This is a genomic window from Thermosporothrix hazakensis (genome assembly GCF_003253565.1).
Taxonomy (GTDB): Bacteria; Chloroflexota; Ktedonobacteria; order Ktedonobacterales; family Ktedonobacteraceae; genus Thermosporothrix; species Thermosporothrix hazakensis.
Map to the genome: position 1 here is coordinate 314,518 of NZ_QKUF01000002.1, position 18,026 is coordinate 332,543.

20 protein-coding genes are annotated in these 18,026 nt (G+C 53.9%); 3 read left to right on the forward strand and 17 right to left on the reverse strand.

Annotated features, from left to right (window positions below; translation table 11 throughout):
• Positions 1-46: 46 nt before the first annotated feature.
• The gene (locus EI42_RS06625) at positions 47-2,089 is read right to left on the reverse strand and encodes a molybdopterin-containing oxidoreductase family protein (RefSeq protein ID WP_170142413.1); all 2,043 of its coding nucleotides are present in this window, start codon (positions 2,087-2,089) and stop codon (positions 47-49) included.
• 653 nt (positions 2,090-2,742) lie between these two features.
• Here EI42_RS06625 and EI42_RS06630 point away from each other — a divergent pair.
• Both EI42_RS06630 and EI42_RS32365 read left to right on the forward strand, forming a co-directional pair.
• On the forward strand, positions 2,743-2,994 hold the full coding sequence (locus tag EI42_RS06630; RefSeq protein WP_111320108.1) for a hypothetical protein: 252 nt from the start codon (positions 2,743-2,745) through the stop codon (positions 2,992-2,994).
• A complete protein-coding gene (locus tag EI42_RS32365) occupies positions 2,991-3,155 on the forward strand; it encodes a hypothetical protein (RefSeq protein WP_170142414.1) in 165 nt (54 codons plus the stop codon). Before EI42_RS06630 ends, EI42_RS32365 begins: the two co-directional genes overlap by 4 nt.
• 38 nt (positions 3,156-3,193) lie before the next feature.
• On the opposite strand, the gene EI42_RS06635 is transcribed toward EI42_RS32365, so the two are convergent.
• The 6 genes from EI42_RS06635 to EI42_RS32370 form a co-directional block, all read right to left on the reverse strand.
• Entirely contained in the window at positions 3,194-3,988 is a 795-nt protein-coding gene (locus EI42_RS06635) for an FprA family A-type flavoprotein (RefSeq protein ID WP_111320110.1), read from the reverse strand.
• A gap of 72 nt (positions 3,989-4,060) precedes the next feature.
• The gene (locus tag EI42_RS06640; protein ID WP_170142415.1) at positions 4,061-5,254 is read right to left on the reverse strand and encodes a tetratricopeptide repeat protein; all 1,194 of its coding nucleotides are present in this window, start codon (positions 5,252-5,254) and stop codon (positions 4,061-4,063) included.
• Between the two features lie 461 nt (positions 5,255-5,715).
• Complete coding sequence (locus EI42_RS33130; RefSeq protein ID WP_211326057.1) at positions 5,716-5,919, reverse strand: hypothetical protein; 204 nt, start codon at positions 5,917-5,919, stop codon at positions 5,716-5,718.
• Positions 5,919-6,182 carry a deaminase gene (locus tag EI42_RS33135; protein WP_211326058.1) on the reverse strand — a complete coding sequence of 88 codons (264 nt, stop codon included), beginning with the start codon at positions 6,180-6,182 and terminating at the stop codon, positions 5,919-5,921. The genes EI42_RS33130 and EI42_RS33135 overlap by 1 nt, the downstream gene beginning before the upstream one ends.
• A 52-nt stretch (positions 6,183-6,234) precedes the next feature.
• Positions 6,235-7,518: an aspartate aminotransferase family protein gene (locus tag EI42_RS06650; protein WP_111320114.1), complete on the reverse strand. Its 1,284-nt coding sequence runs from the start codon at positions 7,516-7,518 to the stop codon at positions 6,235-6,237.
• A gap of 197 nt (positions 7,519-7,715) precedes the next feature.
• Positions 7,716-7,871 (reverse strand): hypothetical protein, encoded by a 156-nt coding sequence (locus EI42_RS32370; protein WP_170142416.1) that lies wholly within the window; start codon positions 7,869-7,871, stop codon positions 7,716-7,718.
• Positions 7,872-8,073: 202 nt separating this feature from the next.
• Here EI42_RS32370 and EI42_RS06655 point away from each other — a divergent pair, with 202 nt between their 5' ends.
• Positions 8,074-8,379 (forward strand): RNA-binding regulator, encoded by a 306-nt coding sequence (locus tag EI42_RS06655; RefSeq protein WP_111320116.1) that lies wholly within the window; start codon positions 8,074-8,076, stop codon positions 8,377-8,379.
• Between the two features lie 161 nt (positions 8,380-8,540).
• On the opposite strand, the gene EI42_RS06660 is transcribed toward EI42_RS06655, so the two are convergent.
• The 10 genes from EI42_RS06660 to EI42_RS06700 all read right to left on the reverse strand — a co-directional run.
• Complete coding sequence (locus tag EI42_RS06660; protein WP_111320118.1) at positions 8,541-9,494, reverse strand: aldo/keto reductase; 954 nt, start codon at positions 9,492-9,494, stop codon at positions 8,541-8,543.
• Between the two features lie 68 nt (positions 9,495-9,562).
• Positions 9,563-10,144 (reverse strand): TetR/AcrR family transcriptional regulator, encoded by a 582-nt coding sequence (locus EI42_RS06665; RefSeq protein WP_111320120.1) that lies wholly within the window; start codon positions 10,142-10,144, stop codon positions 9,563-9,565.
• 112 nt (positions 10,145-10,256) lie between these two features.
• Positions 10,257-10,862 (reverse strand): type 1 glutamine amidotransferase family protein, encoded by a 606-nt coding sequence (locus EI42_RS06670; protein WP_111320122.1) that lies wholly within the window; start codon positions 10,860-10,862, stop codon positions 10,257-10,259.
• 56 nt (positions 10,863-10,918) lie between these two features.
• Positions 10,919-11,152: a hypothetical protein gene (locus tag EI42_RS31870; RefSeq protein WP_137686036.1), complete on the reverse strand. Its 234-nt coding sequence runs from the start codon at positions 11,150-11,152 to the stop codon at positions 10,919-10,921.
• Between the two features lie 158 nt (positions 11,153-11,310).
• On the reverse strand, positions 11,311-12,345 hold the full coding sequence (locus tag EI42_RS06675) for an alpha-hydroxy acid oxidase (RefSeq protein WP_111320124.1): 1,035 nt from the start codon (positions 12,343-12,345) through the stop codon (positions 11,311-11,313).
• Positions 12,346-12,602: 257 nt separating this feature from the next.
• Positions 12,603-13,553 (reverse strand): threonine/serine dehydratase, encoded by a 951-nt coding sequence (locus EI42_RS06680; protein ID WP_111320126.1) that lies wholly within the window; start codon positions 13,551-13,553, stop codon positions 12,603-12,605.
• 83 nt (positions 13,554-13,636) lie between these two features.
• Entirely contained in the window at positions 13,637-15,313 is a 1,677-nt protein-coding gene (gene leuA, locus EI42_RS06685) for a 2-isopropylmalate synthase (protein WP_111320156.1), read from the reverse strand.
• 433 nt (positions 15,314-15,746) lie between these two features.
• Positions 15,747-16,184, reverse strand: coding sequence for a hypothetical protein (locus EI42_RS06690; protein ID WP_111320128.1), 438 nt, complete (start codon positions 16,182-16,184; stop codon positions 15,747-15,749).
• Between the two features lie 138 nt (positions 16,185-16,322).
• Positions 16,323-16,871, reverse strand: coding sequence for a DUF6036 family nucleotidyltransferase (locus tag EI42_RS06695; protein ID WP_111320130.1), 549 nt, complete (start codon positions 16,869-16,871; stop codon positions 16,323-16,325).
• 55 nt (positions 16,872-16,926) lie between these two features.
• On the reverse strand, positions 16,927-18,026 hold a 1,100-nt coding region (locus tag EI42_RS06700; RefSeq protein WP_111320132.1), incomplete at its 5' end, for an RNA-guided endonuclease InsQ/TnpB family protein.

An 18,026-nucleotide genomic window follows, 5' to 3' on the forward strand; every position in this document is an offset into this window, starting at 1 on the left:
CTAAGGAAGAGATGCGGTTCAAGTATGGGCGCATCTCTTCTCATCTTCAGACATTCTGAAGATCAACCCAGGCATCATAGGTCGCCTGCCCGCCAGGAATATCGGCAATGATATCGTTGGCCACAAGCGGCACAGTCTGTTGTCCGCTGGTGACTCGATTCACGCCAGACCAACCATCACGCATCCAGACAACACCCTGCAAAATTCCCTCGGTCACAAGGGCTTTTGCCTCAAAGTGGCCATGTCCGTTCGAGATCAGCACCCGGTTCCCTGTCTCAATTTTACGAGGGCGGGCGTCATTTGGATGCAACCAGATCTCCGGCTCAGGATTCGCCTTCGCCAGCGTGGGAAGCACCTTCCCCTCATCGTAGAAGGAATGGAACGCCGTGAGCGTCCGTCCCTGACAGAAGCGCAACGGATAGCGCGTGGCCTCCTCCTCAACAGCCGGGGTGAAGGAAGGCAGTGGCGACAGACCAGCCTGTAATGCGCGCTCGCTCCAGAACTCGACCTTCTTTGAGGGCGTATCGAAGCGTCGATCAGGATAGGCAACCTCTGAAAGGGCGGTTTTCTGCCAGTATCCGCCCTGCTTCCTCAGTTCGGCAACCGTCAGGGCCTCGCCTGAAGGAAGCTTCTGTGTGCTCAGGAGCGCATTGATATATGCTTCATCGTCCTGCCAGGGGAAGACGTCGGGAATGTCCAGCCGCTCCGCAAGCTCGCGCAGCACCCTGCTTAACGGACGAACCTCACCGACGGGCTGGAGCGCCGGTTCCATCAGATAGAGATGTGTGGCGGTTTGCTTCAGCCCCAGTTCTTCAAGCCAGATCGTGCCGGGCAACACGAGATCAGCCACGCGCCGAATCGTCTCATTCATAAAGATGTCATAGGAGACGATCAGCCCGACCTTCTCAAGCCCTCGTTCAACTGTGTTACTATCGGCAAAACCGGACAGGAAGTTCGCTCCGAGCAGCAGCAGCACATCAAGGGAACCAGAGGTCAGCGCCTCGGTAATCGAGGCCATATGACTCGGGATGTAGGAGCCCTGAGGCCGCACCACATCAGCCGTCACATCCGCGAGCCCGTTGGCCTGAGCGGTCGCCCCATGTCTCGGCCCCAGACCACCACCGGCTATCCCCAGTTGTCCGGTCAGTGCTGGCAGGCAGGCAATGGCTCGACTGGCCTCCCAGCCATGTTGGTGCTTGTACATCGAGCTTCCGCCAAGCACAATCATAGCAGGCGTCCGGGTGGCGTAGAGACGTGCCAGATGGCGAATCTGCTCGGGGTCGATGCCAGTCTGTCGAGCGCCCCACTCCGGTGTATACTGTCGCAGATGGTCGGCAAACTCCGCGAACCCGAGCGTGTATTCCTGCACAAACGCCTGATCGGTCAGTCCTTCCTCAACGATCACATGTGCCATCGCCAGGGCCAGTGCCGCATCAGTCCCCGGGCGGATCAAGACAACCTCATCAGCATGGCGCGAGGCCTCCGTTCGCCGCGTATCGATATGTACTACATACGCGCCGCGCTTGCGAGCTGCGACCAGATAAGGAGAGGTCCCGGGCTGGCTGGCAAGCGTCGCCCCCCAGAAAAAGACCATGCGTGAATGGGCCGCCATATCCACTTTGGTGTTAGTCTTAAGCACGCCCGTCAGGCCCAGGCCATAGCCACCAAGCGCCCAACAAACAATAGCAGAGACCCAGTGCTGAAAGCCGCCAAGAGAGCCAAAACGGGTTATAAGCGGGGTGTTTATCCCCGTCGAGCCGACCCCATGTCCGCGCCAGAGACCGACGCGATCGCGCTGTGTTCGCTCAATTGCTTCAACAATCATGGTATAGGCGTCATCCCACGAACAGGGCTCCCAGGCGTCTTCACCGCGTCTCTTGCGACGAATCGGAGTCAGCAGGCGAGCGGGATTATGGGGGATCTCACGAGTCGCGCGCCCCCGAATGCACAAAAAGCCTCGGCTTTCCGGGTGCTGTTCGTCTCCCTTCACAGAGAGAAGCTGATTCCCCTCTACCTCAACGCGCATGCCGCACTGGGTGGGCAAACAGTTCATCGGACACATGGTCCTGATCAGGCGTTTCTCAGACATACGCTCTTCTCTTTTCTCACTGTTCTCAGTCAATACTCCAAAATAGGTACGCACAGTTCTATCGTATTCGAGTATAACTCCTCCTGTAAAGAGCCAATATGCCTTCACAAAACCTGCCAGAACAGGCCATTCCTCCGCCGCCTTATATCCCGGTACTTTTCTGCTGCTTTTCAGTGATTTTTCGCGCATCTCTTCCATTTGATGCGCATATACGATATACTGATCTCATCAGAGTGAATAGATGCGTATACGCTTGAGTATCCTTGCAAGCATAGAATGCTGTTCTATCATAGAGAAACACATCAATCTCTTTTTCTGCAAGGCTGTTCTCTGGCGTCGTCCAGGCCCGCGCTGAACTAACCAACGGCTTCCGGGGGAGAGGTAGCAGGGAAGCGCCACGGGAGGGTTTGCCATACTCACAAACTCGCAACAATCAAGAAAGGAGCAGAGAATTTCAGATTCTCAAAAGAAGACGCTGTGACTTTCTTTGAACGTTTTGCGTTCAGCAGTCGCTTTCTGTATCAGGGATGGGAGCCCCCCCGGGCAACGCTCCGTTCCAAAGCACCCGCTGATGTGCTGGCAGTAGCACAGAGCACGCCTATGTATCGCAGCGCCGCAGAAAGATCGGGCAGGCACTTCAGTTCGGAACGCCGGTGCAGGTGAAGCCCTATCAGCAAACGGGCAAATTCGCCACGTACCGGGTTATCCCGGTGCTGAACGAACGACAGATGCCACTGTTCACCTTCCTGTATGACACAGAGGCAAAGCGGCTCCGCGCCTCTGAGTTTGCTGCTGTGGCGAATCAGACGTTTTATGCCACGCATCCATTTCCTGCCCTGAAGCGGAACAGGTCGCGCAACACCTTTACGCTCAGAGACATGTCCGGGCGGCTCACCAGGCCATGACGCAGGGAGAAAAAAACTGGTCGGGAGGTGGCGGGTCCGCGATTGATTCCATCTGGCAGGTTCGAGGCGTCGATGGACATACGTACTATGTGGATCGAACCGGCACAGTGTATACAGAACAACAGATCCCACTTGATCCCGCCTTTCCTACCTTTTCATAGCACCAGAGGGAGCGGTCAGCCCGCCTCCCTCTGGATCCCTATTCGGGCAACCGCTTGCCGAGCAGCGTTCCGTCAAATGCGAAAGGCTCCGTTCGCAACGCCTGCGCATATTTCGGCCAGAGATCCCGCGCCAGACTGCCGCCATGCATCGGATGAACCCATTGCAAGCCAAGCCGCTCAAGACGCTGAAGTACACGCAAAACCGGCTCACTGGCAGCAAAAATGCCAATCTCCCGATAGAGCTCACACATCTGCTTGCCCAGATCTTCGCGCACAATCGCGGGCTGCTCCCCGGGCTGCACAAACAGGTCAGCAGGAAACAGGCTCCCGGTCGTCTCCTCAACGAGCATCAACGAGTCCCAGTGATGCACATGGGGCGTTTCCAGAAACCGCAGGCTATGCATGCCCAGATCCAGTGTGTCGCCATCCTGCACGCCAAGCACCGGGCCACTGTAGTCCCACTGTGACAGGTTGATCGCTGCGCCCGTGCGACTACAGACCAGCACCGCATCAGGAGCAGCCTCAAGCAAGCGTCCCATGCAGCCGCATTCGTCACTCTCGAAATGCAGCACGACGACATACCGCAAGCGGGCGGGATCAAGCACCTGCGCGATTGCTTTCCGCACATCGTCATACATGGGATACATGCCGGTATGGATCAGGGTTGGCGCATCATCAGCGATCAGGAACTGATTCACGGTGATATTCCACACGGGAACAAAGGATGAGATACGATAAATTCCCATCGCGATCATATCAATTGTTGCCATCAAAGAGCCTCCAACAAGCCCCACAGGAGCACACTCGACACCTATCAATACGATATCAGCCAAACACGTACTCTCTTTTGAGTATACTCGCACTTGCTGTATGCGCTCTTTTCAGGGCAGAATCACCGGGCAACATCAGACAGGCACAATCATACTGGTGTTTGCAAACTCCTCACGCTGCGCCGCCTGGTATGCCTCTCGCCAGCAATCAATTGCCTGCACGTGCTCGCCCTGCGCTTCCAGCACGCCTGCCCACTCGGTATACAACAGCGCAAGATCTACATCGCTTTGCACCAGAGACAGGCAGTGAACAGCCCGCTTGTACAGATCAGAAGCCGCTCTCAGGAAGATCATGCGGACCCCTTTCTCTGAAGAACGCAGCGCCTGCTTATATCGCGTCTTGCCGATCGCTCGATAGGCACGTGCACAGAGATGCATATACTCTTTTCGCTTCTCCCAGCGCTCTACAAGCGGCAACAGATACTGACACTTCGCCCACGCCTGTTCCAGCTCATCTAGAGAAAGGAAAAGGGTGATCTGCGAGGAACAGATCATTAACGTGATCAGGGGAGCATTGGTTGTCTCCTGGTTCAGTTGCAAAGCCTCCTCAAGCATTGCTGTGGCCCGCTCATACTGCTTCAGCTCACGATAGGTGCGCCCGAGCAGATAGAGCGACCAGGCTTCTAGCTGCTTATCATCCCGCTCACGATAGAGCTGAAGCGCCTCCTGACCATGCTTCAAAGCCTCCTCATACTCCTTGCGCAATTGGTGGGTCAGACAGAGTCCATAATGCACATGGGGCACTTCCTCCTGATCGTGATAGAAACGGCAAAGCTGAAGCGCCCTTGTATACTTCTCGATTGCAAGCTGAAGTCGCCCACAACCCACAGAGGCCAGCCCCCAGAGATAATGGGCCTTGATTCGCACAGAAGGAAGTGGGATACGCCGCGTACGCAATAAGCACAGACAGCCAGCAAAGTGATAGGAGGCATCACTATACAGCGAAAGGTTCAGCGCCGCAATCCCCAGATAGAGCAAGAAATAAGCAATCTTTTCGCGCTCAAGGTGTATCTCACGCACCTCCTCTATGTCAACATGGCCTGGATGCGCCAGGTTCTGCTGCACAAAAGGAGAGAGCGCCTGGATCGCTGCTTCCCAATCCTGAAGCAGGACATAATACCAGCCATAGAGATAAGCGATCTCGCGCTTTCGCTGCTCATCATCGGGAACGATACTTTGAAGATAAGCCAGCGCCTGCGAGAGCTGTCTATCTTCCAGTGCCAGTCGAACACGCTGTACCTGTGTTGAATAATAGATCGGTTCTGTCATCTTTTCCCCCTCAACTGGTAAACGATATATAAAGACAAAAAGCCAGCACTTTAAGCTTTGTTTCTTTCTCTCTCTGCTTTCCATCGTGCACCCATTCGCTCTACTCTACAAGTGTCTATATAGAATGAACGCGACTCATAATCTCTCTTCAATCCAGTATAAATTGTATTTCAGAAATATGTCAGAAACGTAATACTGCTCCAAATAGTAGAAACATCCATAGAAAGATAGGAAAAAATCTGCTCGCTTTTTTACTGACGCGTCCTGTACCCAAAGGAAAAAGTCATATTCAGTGTAGCATAATCTCATATATCAATACTGCTATAAGCAGCGAGCAATGGTACTTCTGGATAAGCGGCAGCGACAGTATTACATTACTGGAAACTCTATTCTGAGATGAGGAGAACGTGACCGCCATTCCACCTCTTCCGCTTTTTTCTCTACAAAAACTGGAATTGCTCTCAAAGCAGCTTGCCCATCAGTGCCAGAAGCTCCCGTCCCTCCTCACGCCGCACACCCGGCACCAGCTCTACAGGCCCACGGATTAACAATGGATTCAACTGTTCAAGCGTTATCCCGCGCGCGATCGCTATTTCTTCCTTCCCATCCTCATTGAGCGCCGCATAGACGACACCTCCCACAAAGGAAAGCGCAGCAAAGCACATCAGGCAGGGTTCGAGCGTGCAGTATAAGACCAGCTCCCCGCGCTCATCGCCCCAAGCTGTCGGGCGGCCTGCCGAAAGACCACTATTTCAGCGTGCGCCGTCATATCACCGGTCTCTTCATACTCGTTATGCCCGAGCGCAAGGATCCGGTCGCGCCAGAGCAGCAGCGCCGCCGTGCCCGCTTTCCCATGTTCGATAGCCTGACGCGCCTCGGCCAGCGCCTTCCCCATCATCTGGTAATCTTTCTCGGTTGGTTGACCCATTTCACCCTCTCAACGCGCAAGGACGGCTCACAGGAGCCGTCCCGTTGTTGCACTATCTGCATTTTGCGAAGGCCTGATCGAGCACAGAGAGCGCGTGTGCAAGCTGTTCCTGCCCGATCACCAGCGGTGGCTGAATGCGCAATACATTGCCATCCTGGCCACCCGTCCCGATCAGAACACCACCCTCAAGACACATCTCCCGAATCAGTGTTGCCTCCCGGGTCGCTGGCTCCTTCGTCTTGCGATCACGCACCAGCTCAACCCCGATCATCAGCCCTTGCCCGCGCACATCGCCGATCAAGGCATAGCGCTCCTGAAGCTTGTGGAGTTCCTGCAAAGCATACGCGCCGAGCGTTGCCGAGCGCTCTATCAACCCCTCATCCCGCAACACCTCAATGTTTGCTTGCGCCGCAGCACAGGACACCGGATTTCCTCCAAAGGTGCTCAGATGCTCGCCCGGATGGAAGCTATCAGCGATGGCGTCAGGCGCGATAAAGGCCCCGAGCGGGAAGCCATCAGCGATCCCTTTGGCCATCATCATAATGTCGGGATCCACGCCCGGATGATGCTCAACCCCAAACATCTTGCCGGTCCGCCCAAAGCCGGTTTGCACCTCATCCACCAGCAGCAAAATATTATGGTGACGGATGATCTCCTGCACGCGCTGAAGATAGCCCTCTGGAAGCGGGATCAGCCCACCTTCGCCCAGAACCGGTTCAACGATGAACGCCGCGACATCACCGCTCGTCTGGTAGCGAATCACGTCCTCGACCGCGTTGGCGCAGGCCAGACCGCAGGCGTCAGGCTTCAGGTTCAAAGGACAACGATAACAATAGGGTGCAGGCGCAAAGGCCACACCGGGCATATACGGGCCTCCTCGCGTCTTGCGCGTCTGGTTTCCCGTCACCGACAGCGCGCCATAGGTGCGCCCATGAAACGACTGCTGAAGCGCGATCACCTCACGTTTACGTGTTACGATCTTCGCCAGCCGCAGCGCACCCTCCACGGCTTCCGCACCAGAATTGCAAAAGAAGGTTTTCGTCAGGGCTCCCGGCGTGATATGAGCCAGCAACTCCGCCAGATCAGCCACCGCAGGGACATAATAGACATAGGAGGCCGCATGGATCAGCTTCTCTATCTGCCCTTTCGCCGCTTCAGCCACCCGTGGGTGCACATGCCCGGCATTGACGACCGCAATCCCGGCAAAGCAATCAACATAGTGCCTCCCATCAGCAGCAACAATCTCCGCTCCGGAAGCCCGCTCAACAACAATAGGCTCAACACGCTTGACGAAACTCGTATTGACGTATCGGGCGTACTTCTCCATTGTATCCATTATGTACCTCTGCTTTCATTACTGAAACGAAAAACACACTCTATCGAGAACGTACACGAAAGAATTGCATCTGTCAATAAATACGGCCGGACAAAAAGGAAACGCGGGACGCTCTGCTATTAGTTCAAATATAGCGTTCTCTACCAAAGAGCAAACAGCTAAAGAGAAGTCAAAAAAATGGGAATAAGATCAAGGCATCAGGTGTTTTCTCTAATAAAGACAGTCATCGGGTTTTGTGGCACAGTTATCAGAGATGACGCGCCTGAGATCACACTGAAGAGGCCTGCACCGGTTCGAGAACGCATCTCGCTCAAAGCATTCCCTCTGCTCTCACCCGCCTGATAGTCCAGCAAACGACTTCGCTCCTTCTCTGGAAGCAGGTTTTCCCGAGAAGCAGAACCTTATTGAGATATTGTCTCATTGACAAATGACGTTTTCTGGGGTATCCTTGAAGAAGGCAACATTCTTCGTCGCGGGCCTTTTTGAGAGAATATGGAGTCTCAACCCGCTGTCGATGCACAGAAAGAATGTTGTTCTGAAAGGAAAGACTGTACAATGAAGATTTATGTCGGGAACCTCTCGTATCAGACAGACAGCCAGAATTTGTCATCGCTATTTGAGCGAATGGGGCAGGTAGACAGCGCTCAAGTGGTCACTGATCGAGATACCGGGCGCAGCCGTGGCTTTGGCTTTGTGGAAATGGCAAACGACCAGGAAGCATATGAGGCCATCCAGAATCTGAACGGGACAGAGTTTGAGGGTCGTCGCATCACGGTGAGCGAGGCACGAAGCCGCAACACTCAGGGTGGCTACGGTGAGCGCCGCTACAACAACGGTCCCCGCAGAGAAAGACGCTACTAAACCCGTCAAACACATAACGACCAGCAGGAAACAGACGTTTCTTTCTGGTCGTCTGCTTTTTTGGATAGTCTGAACAGGACAATAAAAAAAACGCCCGTTACACATTCACGCATAACGGGCGCCGGAAAGAAGTGCCGCCGATGGTCTCAGACTACTCCAGCTTAGAACGCGCTCGCCTGATTGAGCGTCTCAAGCGCAGCCGCATCGAGTTTCAGTTCTGTGGCTTTCAACAGGTCTTGCAACTGGGTGACGCTGGTTGCGCTGGCAATCGGAGCCACCACACCCGGACGCGAGAGCAGCCACGCAAGCGCCACCTGGGCAGGGGTCGCCTGATACTGAGTCGCCACCTGATCGAGTGCCTCCAGAATACGGAAATTCCGCTCGTTCAGATACTTTTCCACCAGCGGACCACGTTTGGACACCCGCAGATCCTCCGGTGAGCGATATTTACCGCTCAGGAAGCCGTTCGCGAGCGAATGGTATGGAACCACCCCGATCTGCTGTTCGACTGCAAGCTGCATCAGCCCGCTTTCATAGCCCGCACGATCAACCAGGTTGTATTCTGGCTGCAATGTCTCGTAGCGTGGCAGGTTGCTTTCCTGGCTCACCCGAAGCGCCTGCGCCAGCCGTTCAGCGCTATGGTTGGAGGCGCCTATCACGCGCACCTTTCCCTGCTGAATCAGGTCGGCATAGGTTGAAAGTGTCTCCTCAAACGGCGTCTCCTGATCGTCCACATGAGACTGATAGAGGTCAATATAGTCCGTCTGCAAGCGGCGTAGCGACTCCTCAACTGCCTGCTGAATGTAGGCACGCGACAGTCCTTTCTTCTTCGGATCCTTGTGTGCCCAACCCACCTTTGTCGCGATAATCAAAGCATCGCGGTTGCCACGCGCCTTCAGCCACTTTCCGAGAATCGTTTCAGATTCGCCGCCCATGTTGCCGGGCACCCAGTTCGAGTACACATCGGCGGTATCAATAAAGTTGCCGCCTGCCTCAACGTAGGCATCAAGCACCGCGAATGACTCCTTCTCATCGGCGGTCCAGCCAAACACATTCCCCCCTAGCATAAACGGGACAACTTCCAGTCCTGAGCGACCAAGTGTACGCTTTTCCATTGTTACTCTCTCCTTCTCTATTTTGAATGATCGTTACAGAATTTTTGCAGAAAAAAAGGGAATGACTATCAGTGAAAGAGGGAAAGTGCCGTTGTAGCAATCTCCTGAAGCATCTTCCGATCTGGATTGGCACGCGCAAGGGTCCGAATGCCCAGATGGGTATTGAGCAGAAAACGAGCCAGTTGATGCGGGTCCGCCTCCCACGAGAGTTCACCTGAGGCCTGTGCCTGTATCAGCATATAATAGAAGAGCTCTTCTACCTCTCTGAAGGCGCTTTTGACCTTACCGGCAATCTCTGGATCATGTGGAGCCACTTCCAGCGCCGTATTGACCATCAAACAACCACGGTGCGTATCGGCTTCGAGCGCTTCCGCGATGCTCTCCTGAAAAAACGCCTTCAGCATCTCGAGCAGAGGGCCTGTTTTCTCTCGAAAGATCTTCCTGCGTTCCCTGTTCTGCTGCTCATAGTGGTCAAGGGCCGCAAGATAGAGCGAGCGCTTGTCACCAAAGGTGGCATACAGGCTACCACGTCCTAACCCGGTACACTGAACCAGATCCTCTACTGAAGCCCCTTCGTACCCTTTTTCCCAGAACAGGTACATCGCTTTTTCCACAACCTGCACTGGATTGAATTCTTTCTGTCGGGCCATCAGTAACCTCCTGCCTTTCTCTGGTATATACTATACACTATTCTGGAATAAGAAGTCAAGAAAAAAGCCATGCTCTCCACAAAAGAAAAGCATGGCTGTGATAAGCGGATACTCAGGCTTGCATGGCCTGCTGTAACGCGATAAAATAGCGCGACTCACCTGTTTTATAGAGCATGTACCACGCTTCCAGCGCGTCTTCAGAGAATAGTTCGAGCATCTGGAAAATCTCGCGGGCAAATTCCAGAGGTGAGACGCCTCCCGCCGTAATCAGCTTGCCATCAGCAACCGCCCGCTCTGCCTGATAGAGCGCCTCCCCACGATACGCACCAATTTTCACAAACTCGGGCGCGTTGCTTGTATGCTTCCGCTCGTTCAGCAGGCCAACGGAAGCCAGCCCGGCAGTCGCGCCACAGATCGCCGCAACAGGCACTCCAGCCGCCAGAAAGCGTTGTGCCATCTCCAGCGCATCGCCATACATGCCCGTTTCCCATCCCTCACCACCGGGGAGAATGAGCATAGAGCTCTCTTCAGGCGTCAGCTCTGCAAGGGTCATATCGGGCACGATCGTCACTCCGCCAAGCGAGACCACCGGTTCCCTGCTCATTCCTACCGTTTTCACCTGATAGCGTCCGCCCGAAAAGGTGTTGAGCCCCGCGACTGCATAGCCGTATTCCCAATCCGCCAGCGTAGGATAGACAAAAAGATGTACTACCTTCATTTTTTGCTCCTGCTTTCTTGTTTCTGTCTCATAACTGATCCACTACCATCACTCTATCACGGATAGAGGACATTTTCTGTCCTGTTATCTCTATCAGTTTCAAATGATGGACTTTCGATCGGCCTCACGAGTATGGATCGGGCAACACGGGCTCTGATAGAAACCAATCGGGTTGCTTTTATGCTCAGTTCGGCCAGATGATAACCGCGAGGCGTATCGGCCATGAGGGCGCGCCGACACCACTCATGACGCGTTGCCACAAACGGCATATGCGCACCTTTCTTATCCATAGAGCTGATAGTCCAGCCTCCAGTTGCTCACCACACCACGCGGCCCGTCAGAGCGAGAAAGCTGTATTTACTCTATATAGATGTAGGAAGGTCCCTTCTTGAAGGATAAGCACCTATAGACATATAAGATGAATCTTCCGTCAAGTCGGGACGTTTATCTACAGGATATGCGCCTCGCGAAGTAACGAACGGTCAATGCAAGAAACAGCAGGACAGCCGGAGAGCATCATTGCATACTCTAGCTCTTCGCGTAGAATTGCGAATACATCTGCTACCCCCTGTGCTCCATTTACCGCCAGTCCCCAGATCAGTGGCCTGCCCACAAAGACAGCGCGAGCACCCAGAGCCAGCGCCTTGAAGACATCCGTGCCGGTCCGAATACCGCTATCAAAGTAGACCTCTATCTGCCCATTCACAGCCTCAACCACTTCAGGCAATGCCAGCAACGAAGGAAGAGCAGCGTCTAGCTGCCTGCCACCATGTGTGGAAACAATGATGCCATCCACACCGTGCGCGAGCGCTTTTCTGGCATCTTCGGCAGTCAACACCCCTTTGAGCAGGATGGGGAGCCGCGTCAGGGAGCGAAGCCAGTCAATCACCTCCCACCCGTATTGACTGCCAACCATGCCACTTGCATGCTCGTCCAGATTGGCCTTCAGCAACGTGCCGGGCATGCTATAATTGCCGCGTGCGAAACGCTCTTTTCGGCCATACCAGGGAGTGTCTACCGTCACCACAATCGCCCGATAGCCAGCCGCCTCGGCCCGCTGCACAAGCTCCGCCGAGACGTCGCGCTCCTCAAAAAGGTACAGTTGAAACCACAGCGGACCGGTTGCCGCCGTCGCGATATCTTCCAGGCGAGTCGTTGCGCTGGAACTGGCAACATAGAGCGTCTGCGCCTGGCCGGTTCCCTGAGCTGATGCCCGCTCGCCCTCAGGATGAAACCAGCGCTGAAAGCCAATTGGTGCGGCCAGAATCGGCATACTGACCGGGCTGCCAAGCACTGTCGTGTTCAGGTCAGGAGCCTGCATCGGTACAAAGACGCGTGGACGTATCCAGTACTGCTCAAAGATCTTGATATTTGCGCGAAGCGTCTGCTCGGTTCCGCAGCCACTCTCAAGGTAACACCAGGCAGCTTCATCAACTTTTTGACGAGCCGCCTCTTCAAATTGACTGGTCTGGATAAAATGCATAGAATGCTCCTCAGCACTTTTCAGAAAAGCGGGATTGAAAAAGGGGAAGAGAATACCAGAGTGCAGCGAACAGAACAAAAGAAGCCTGCACCCATTCAGCAGGTTGATACTTACCCTATTACGCTGCCATCTCTGGCTAGCAAGCAGAGAAAATGAGTAGCATCCGTTGCATGAAGGTCCTCAAAGTAGTAATCGCGCTGATAGTTGTAGTTGAAATCATTCCCAGTATACCAGCAGAACGCTCCGGTAACAAGCCTCTACAACACAGAACGAAGCGTCTCCAGGCTGATATTGGCACCACAAAGCACTACAACCGTCGTTTTCGCCTGAAAACGGGTAGGCTGCTTCAGCAGCGCTGCCAGCGCCACACCAGCCGCGCCCTCAATCAGCATATGATGCTGCTCAATATGCTGTCTCATGGCCTGCCGAATCTCAGCTTCGCTCACCAACACGTAGTCATCGACAAGTTGCTGACAGAGCGGAAACGTAATGGCATCTGGCTCGATACCGCCAGCCGTGCCGTCCGAGAGCGTTGGCAGCGAGGGAATATCCAGAATGCGCTGGGCCTCAACTGACTTTGCCATAACCGCGGAGTTCTCAGGCAAGCACCCGATCACCTGCGCATGGGGGAACACCGCCTTGAGGTACGTTGCAAGCCCGCTGATCAGTCCACCGCCTCCCACAGCTACATAAGCCGCATCAACCCTCTCAACCTGTCTGCATATCTCGACCGCGATCGTCCCCTGACCGCCAATCACACGAAGGTCGTTATAAGGAGGGATATAGAGCATAGCATGCGTTTCAGCATAGGAGCGAGCATACTGTTCCGTCTCCACTGAATCAGTGCCCCATGTTTGCACGCGCGCCCCATAGCTCTGAATAGCCGCGACTTTCACCGGAGAAGCACCTTCCGGCACGAAGATTATGCCCTGCATTCCAAGCTTCTGCATGCCATACGCGACAGCACACCCATGATTGCCTGAAGAGGCCGTCACGACTCCCTGCAAACGCTGTTCCTCATTCAGAGAGAGCAACGCGTTCAGCGCGCCCCGCACCTTGAACGAGCCGGTATATTGGAGATTTTCCAGCTTCAACAACACGTGCCCGCCCGTCAGCTTGCTTAACGGCTGAGAATAGAGCAGTGGTGTTTCATAGATGTGCGGACGTATTCGTTGTTCTGCCCGAAGGATTTCCTGCAATACATTCATTAAAGATCATCCCACAGAAGCGAGCAACAAAGGAGCAGCCTTCCCCCTTGAACACCGCTCCCCTGCTGCACTCGTCTGTTTGCCTATGCTTGCGAGCGGTTGATAGCGCTCAGAACCGCATTGATAGACGCGACCTTGATATCGGTGCCGATTGCCGCGCCAAAGCAGTTGCGACCATCGCCCATCTGAATCTGGATATAGGCGACGGCTCGAGCCTCCGCACCTTCATCCAGTGAATGTTCGGAATAGGAAACGAGCTTGAAGTCTGCAAGCTTCGCTTCATTGATTGCTCGCACGAACGCATCGATAGGACCATTGCCCTGGCCGCGAATCTCGCGATCATTCCCATCCACCGAGATACGAGCGATACACTCAACAGTGGTGTTACCGGCTCCATCGGTGATCTCCTCAGAGTGGAAGCCTTCCAGCTTGAAGGGCGAGGTACGCTGCAAATACTCGCGCTCGAAAGCCTGGTAGATCTCCTGCGGTTGCAGCTCTTCACCGCGCTCATCGGCAATGGCATTGATCGCCTTACCAAACTCAATGCGCATCTCTTTCGGCAACTGGAAGCCGTATTCCGACTCCATGATGTAGGCCACGCCGCCCTTACCCGACTGCGAGTTAATACGAATAATCGCCTCGTAGGAACAGCCAATATCTTTCGGGTCAATCGGCAGATACGGCACCTCCCAGAGCGCTCCCGGTGTCGGATCAAGCGCCGCCATACCCTTATTAATCGCGTCCTGATGCGAGCCAGAGAAAGCGGTGAAGACCAGCGAACCAGCGTACGGGTGACGGTCATGAATGTCCATACGAGTGCAGCGTTTGTAGACCTCTGCGACCTCTTTAATATTGCTGAAGTCCAGTTTCGGATCAACACCCTGCATATACATATTCAGCGCAAGCGTTACGATATCAACGTTACCGGTACGTTCGCCGTTGCCGAACAGGGTGCCCTCAACGCGCTCTGCGCCGGCCATCAAGCTCAACTCGGACGAAGCAACACCAGTGCCCCGATCATTGTGTGTATGCACGCTCATAATGACCGATTCCCGATTCTTCATGTTGCGCAGGAACCACTCAATCTGGTCGGCATAGACGTTCGGCGTGGAGATCTGAACGGTTTCGGGCAGGTTCAGAATCATCTTCTTGTCCGGCGTCGGCTGCCAGACATCCATGACGGCCTCACAGATTTCGAGCGCGTAATCAAGCTCGGTCAGGACAAAGCTTTCAGGGGAATACTGATAAATAATCTCGGTCTCAGGAACGGTTGCAACGAGATCTTTGACGATCCGGGTACCACGCGTTGCAATTCCGGTAATTCCGGCCTTATCCAGACCGAACACAAGGCGGCGCTGTGCAGGAGAAGTAGAGTTGTACAGATGGAGGATCACGCGTTTCGCGCCTCGAATCGCCTCAAAGGTGCGTGTAATCAGCTCTTCTCTGGCCTGCGTGATGACCTGAATGGTCACATCATCGGGAATCAAGTTCTCATCAATCAGGCGACGGATAAAGTCAAATTCGATCTGCGACGCCGAGGGAAAGCCTACCTCGATCTCCTTAAAGCCAATGTTGACCAGCAGCTTGAACATTTCCAGCTTCTCTTTGATACCCATTGGCGTTGGTAGAGCCTGATTACCGTCGCGCAGATCCACGCTACACCAGATCGGAGCAGATACAATCGAGCGTGAAGGCCACTGGCGATCGGGCAAATCTACCAGAGGATACGGCTTATACTTGGTGATATTGCCCTTCTGCATGCCGCCTTGAGCCTGTGCAAACTTCTTGACCATATTACTCATAACTCGTCCTATCTCCTTTTTGCAACTGAACCAAAACAGGGAGTAAAAACAGAACAAGCCGTGGAAGGAGATCTCCACGGCTACAACACATCAAGAAAGCCGTGGGACCAACTGTCGCCCACGGCTTCTTTTTCATCTCTGCGATTTTCTTATCTCAGGAACTTACGAGCAAATCACAGGGCTGTGGGCGACGCATGTAAGGAGGAGCCCAAGCCCAAGAAGGCTATTATGTCGCATTTTAGGTAAGGAATGATTTGCCCTTCTCTTCTCCATCAAGAAGAAAGTTCCTTTCGCATGTACTGACTGATGACTGTCTTGTTATACATGACTATACCACTCTTTGCCATCGTTGTCAAATGAGCAAGCCAAATTGTACCGAAAGGGGGACAACCTATGCCGATCGCCTTGCCTGTGCCAGTTCATACTTGTTCACAAACATCCGATCACCACAATAGATGTTTCGGCGCACAAACGGCTCTGGTGTTGTCCGCATCAGGCGCTCACGCACCTTTGGCTTATGCGCACCAAGCGAATAATACCACGGTTCAGACAACTGATAGACCGGATCATACACCCACGCCGGGCAGGGCAGCCCATACTTCTGACAGAGGTACTCAACGGACGCAGCACAGAACGTGGCCCAGCGCAAATGCTCCTCGGAAGGCTCTTCGGGCAGGCGTATCGGCTCTTCTACCAGCTCTTCACGCTGGTCTGGAAAGTTCCCGAAGAAATCGTTCATAAAGTTGCCAAGCGGAATCCAGGGATCCTCACCCGCGCACATCTCCTGATATGAAACGCTCATTGTCTGCAATTTTTCACATGTTTGCATGGAATATCCACCTTTTCCCATTTCTGCTGTTCAAGATAGTGCAGCGCCTTTCCTATCAGCGCATCAGCTTCACTGCCCTCTCCCCTTCAAATTGTAACATGAGACAGACAAAAAGCGAAAGCAACCCCGCATCCTGCCCTAATCGAACAGAGTGTCCAGCGTCTCTTCAAGCAGATACTCTTCCTGCCAGCGTGGGTCCGGCACAAAGCGATCCACAATAGCCTGTGCCTGCTCACGGGTTGTCACATCGAGTTCCTGTAGCAGCGCCTCCACATCGCTCATATCTTTCTGCCGAAAGACCATCAGCTTGAGCGCCAGAATATACTCTTTTGCTGGCAGATAGATATGCAGCTTGCCATACTTGCGCCAGAGCGTTGCCTGAGGATCAGGCGCCATATCACGAATAAAGTAGGCCACATCATCATTCAACCAGCGTCGCTTGAGCTTGAACCGACCTGCGACCGCACGTACAGCCGCCTTAAATGCTTTCGCCTCGGGTGTCGGGTTCGTCGTATCTGGAAGATCCATCAAAACAACATCGACATCCTCGGTCGATTTTCGATTCTTGACGATCAGCAGCATATAGCCGCCACCCACAACCAGTACCCGCACCGGCTCCTGAAGCGGGCTTCGTTCAAGTTCTTCGCCTAATGCTATGAAATATCGCTCGATGTCCTGACTTTCCATAGTCCGTTCTCCAATACTTAGACATTTAGGACAGAGCCTAAATGCTGGTTGGTTCCTACTTCAACGTGGGAAGTTTCGCTTGTTGGCATTCCAACAAGCCAGAGCTTCCCACTCCATAGGCGTGACTTCCCGACGAACTGCCGGTAGTTCTCAGTGCTTCTTGCAAGATGTTGATGGCGGCATTCAGATCACGATCAAGGACGAGTCCGCATTCATGGCAAGTGAAGAGACGATCTGCAAGTGTTTGCTCGTCATCTTGCCAGCCACAAGCAGAACACCTCTTGCTTGATGGATAGAAGCGATCAATCTTTACCAGATGAACGCCGTGCCAGACAGCTTTGTATTCCAGTTGCCGCCGTATCTCGCCAAAGTTGCTGTCACTGACGGCTTGGGCGAGCTTGTGATTGTTCAGCATCCCCGCAACATGCAAGTCCTCAATCGCTACCAATGCGTGGTTTTTGCAGAGGGAGGTGGTGAGTTTGTGGGCGGCATCCTTGCGGATACGTGCAATGCGGGCGTGCTGCTTTGCCAGTTTGCGGCAGGTCTTCTTGCGGTTCTTACTGCCCAACTTCCGCCGTGACTTTTGCCGCTCTAAGTGTCTCAATCTCTTCTGAGCGTGCTTTAAGGCACGTGGATTTTCAAACGTGACACCATCAGAGAGCGTGGCAAGCGTCTTGATACCCAGGTCTACCCCGATAGCCGTTGTTGCTGGAGGAGTGAGCTGTTCCTGTTCTTCCTCTACCTGGATACTGACAAACCAACGTCCAGCTTCTTCTGAGACGGTAGCAGAAAGTATCCTGGCAGTCGTTGGAATGAAATCATGCTCATGCAAGCGCATGCGGCCCAAACGCGGCAATTGCACGGCATCTCTCAAGACTTTGATGGAGCCAGTCAAGCGGAATGAGCCGATGCCTTTGCTTTTCTTCTTGAAGGTGGGAAAGCCGAGCTTGCCTTTCCACTTGCCTTGTTTCTTCAGTTCGACTCTGCGGAAGAAGTTTTTATATGCTTTCTCCAGGTCTCTCAGTGCCTCTTGCATGGCGCACTTGGACACCTCATACATCCAGGGATAGTCCGTCTTTTTCAGGGCATTGAGTTCTTTGTGCAAGTCAATAGCAGTCGGACGTTTGCCGGTGGCACGGTAGGCTTCTTGAGAAC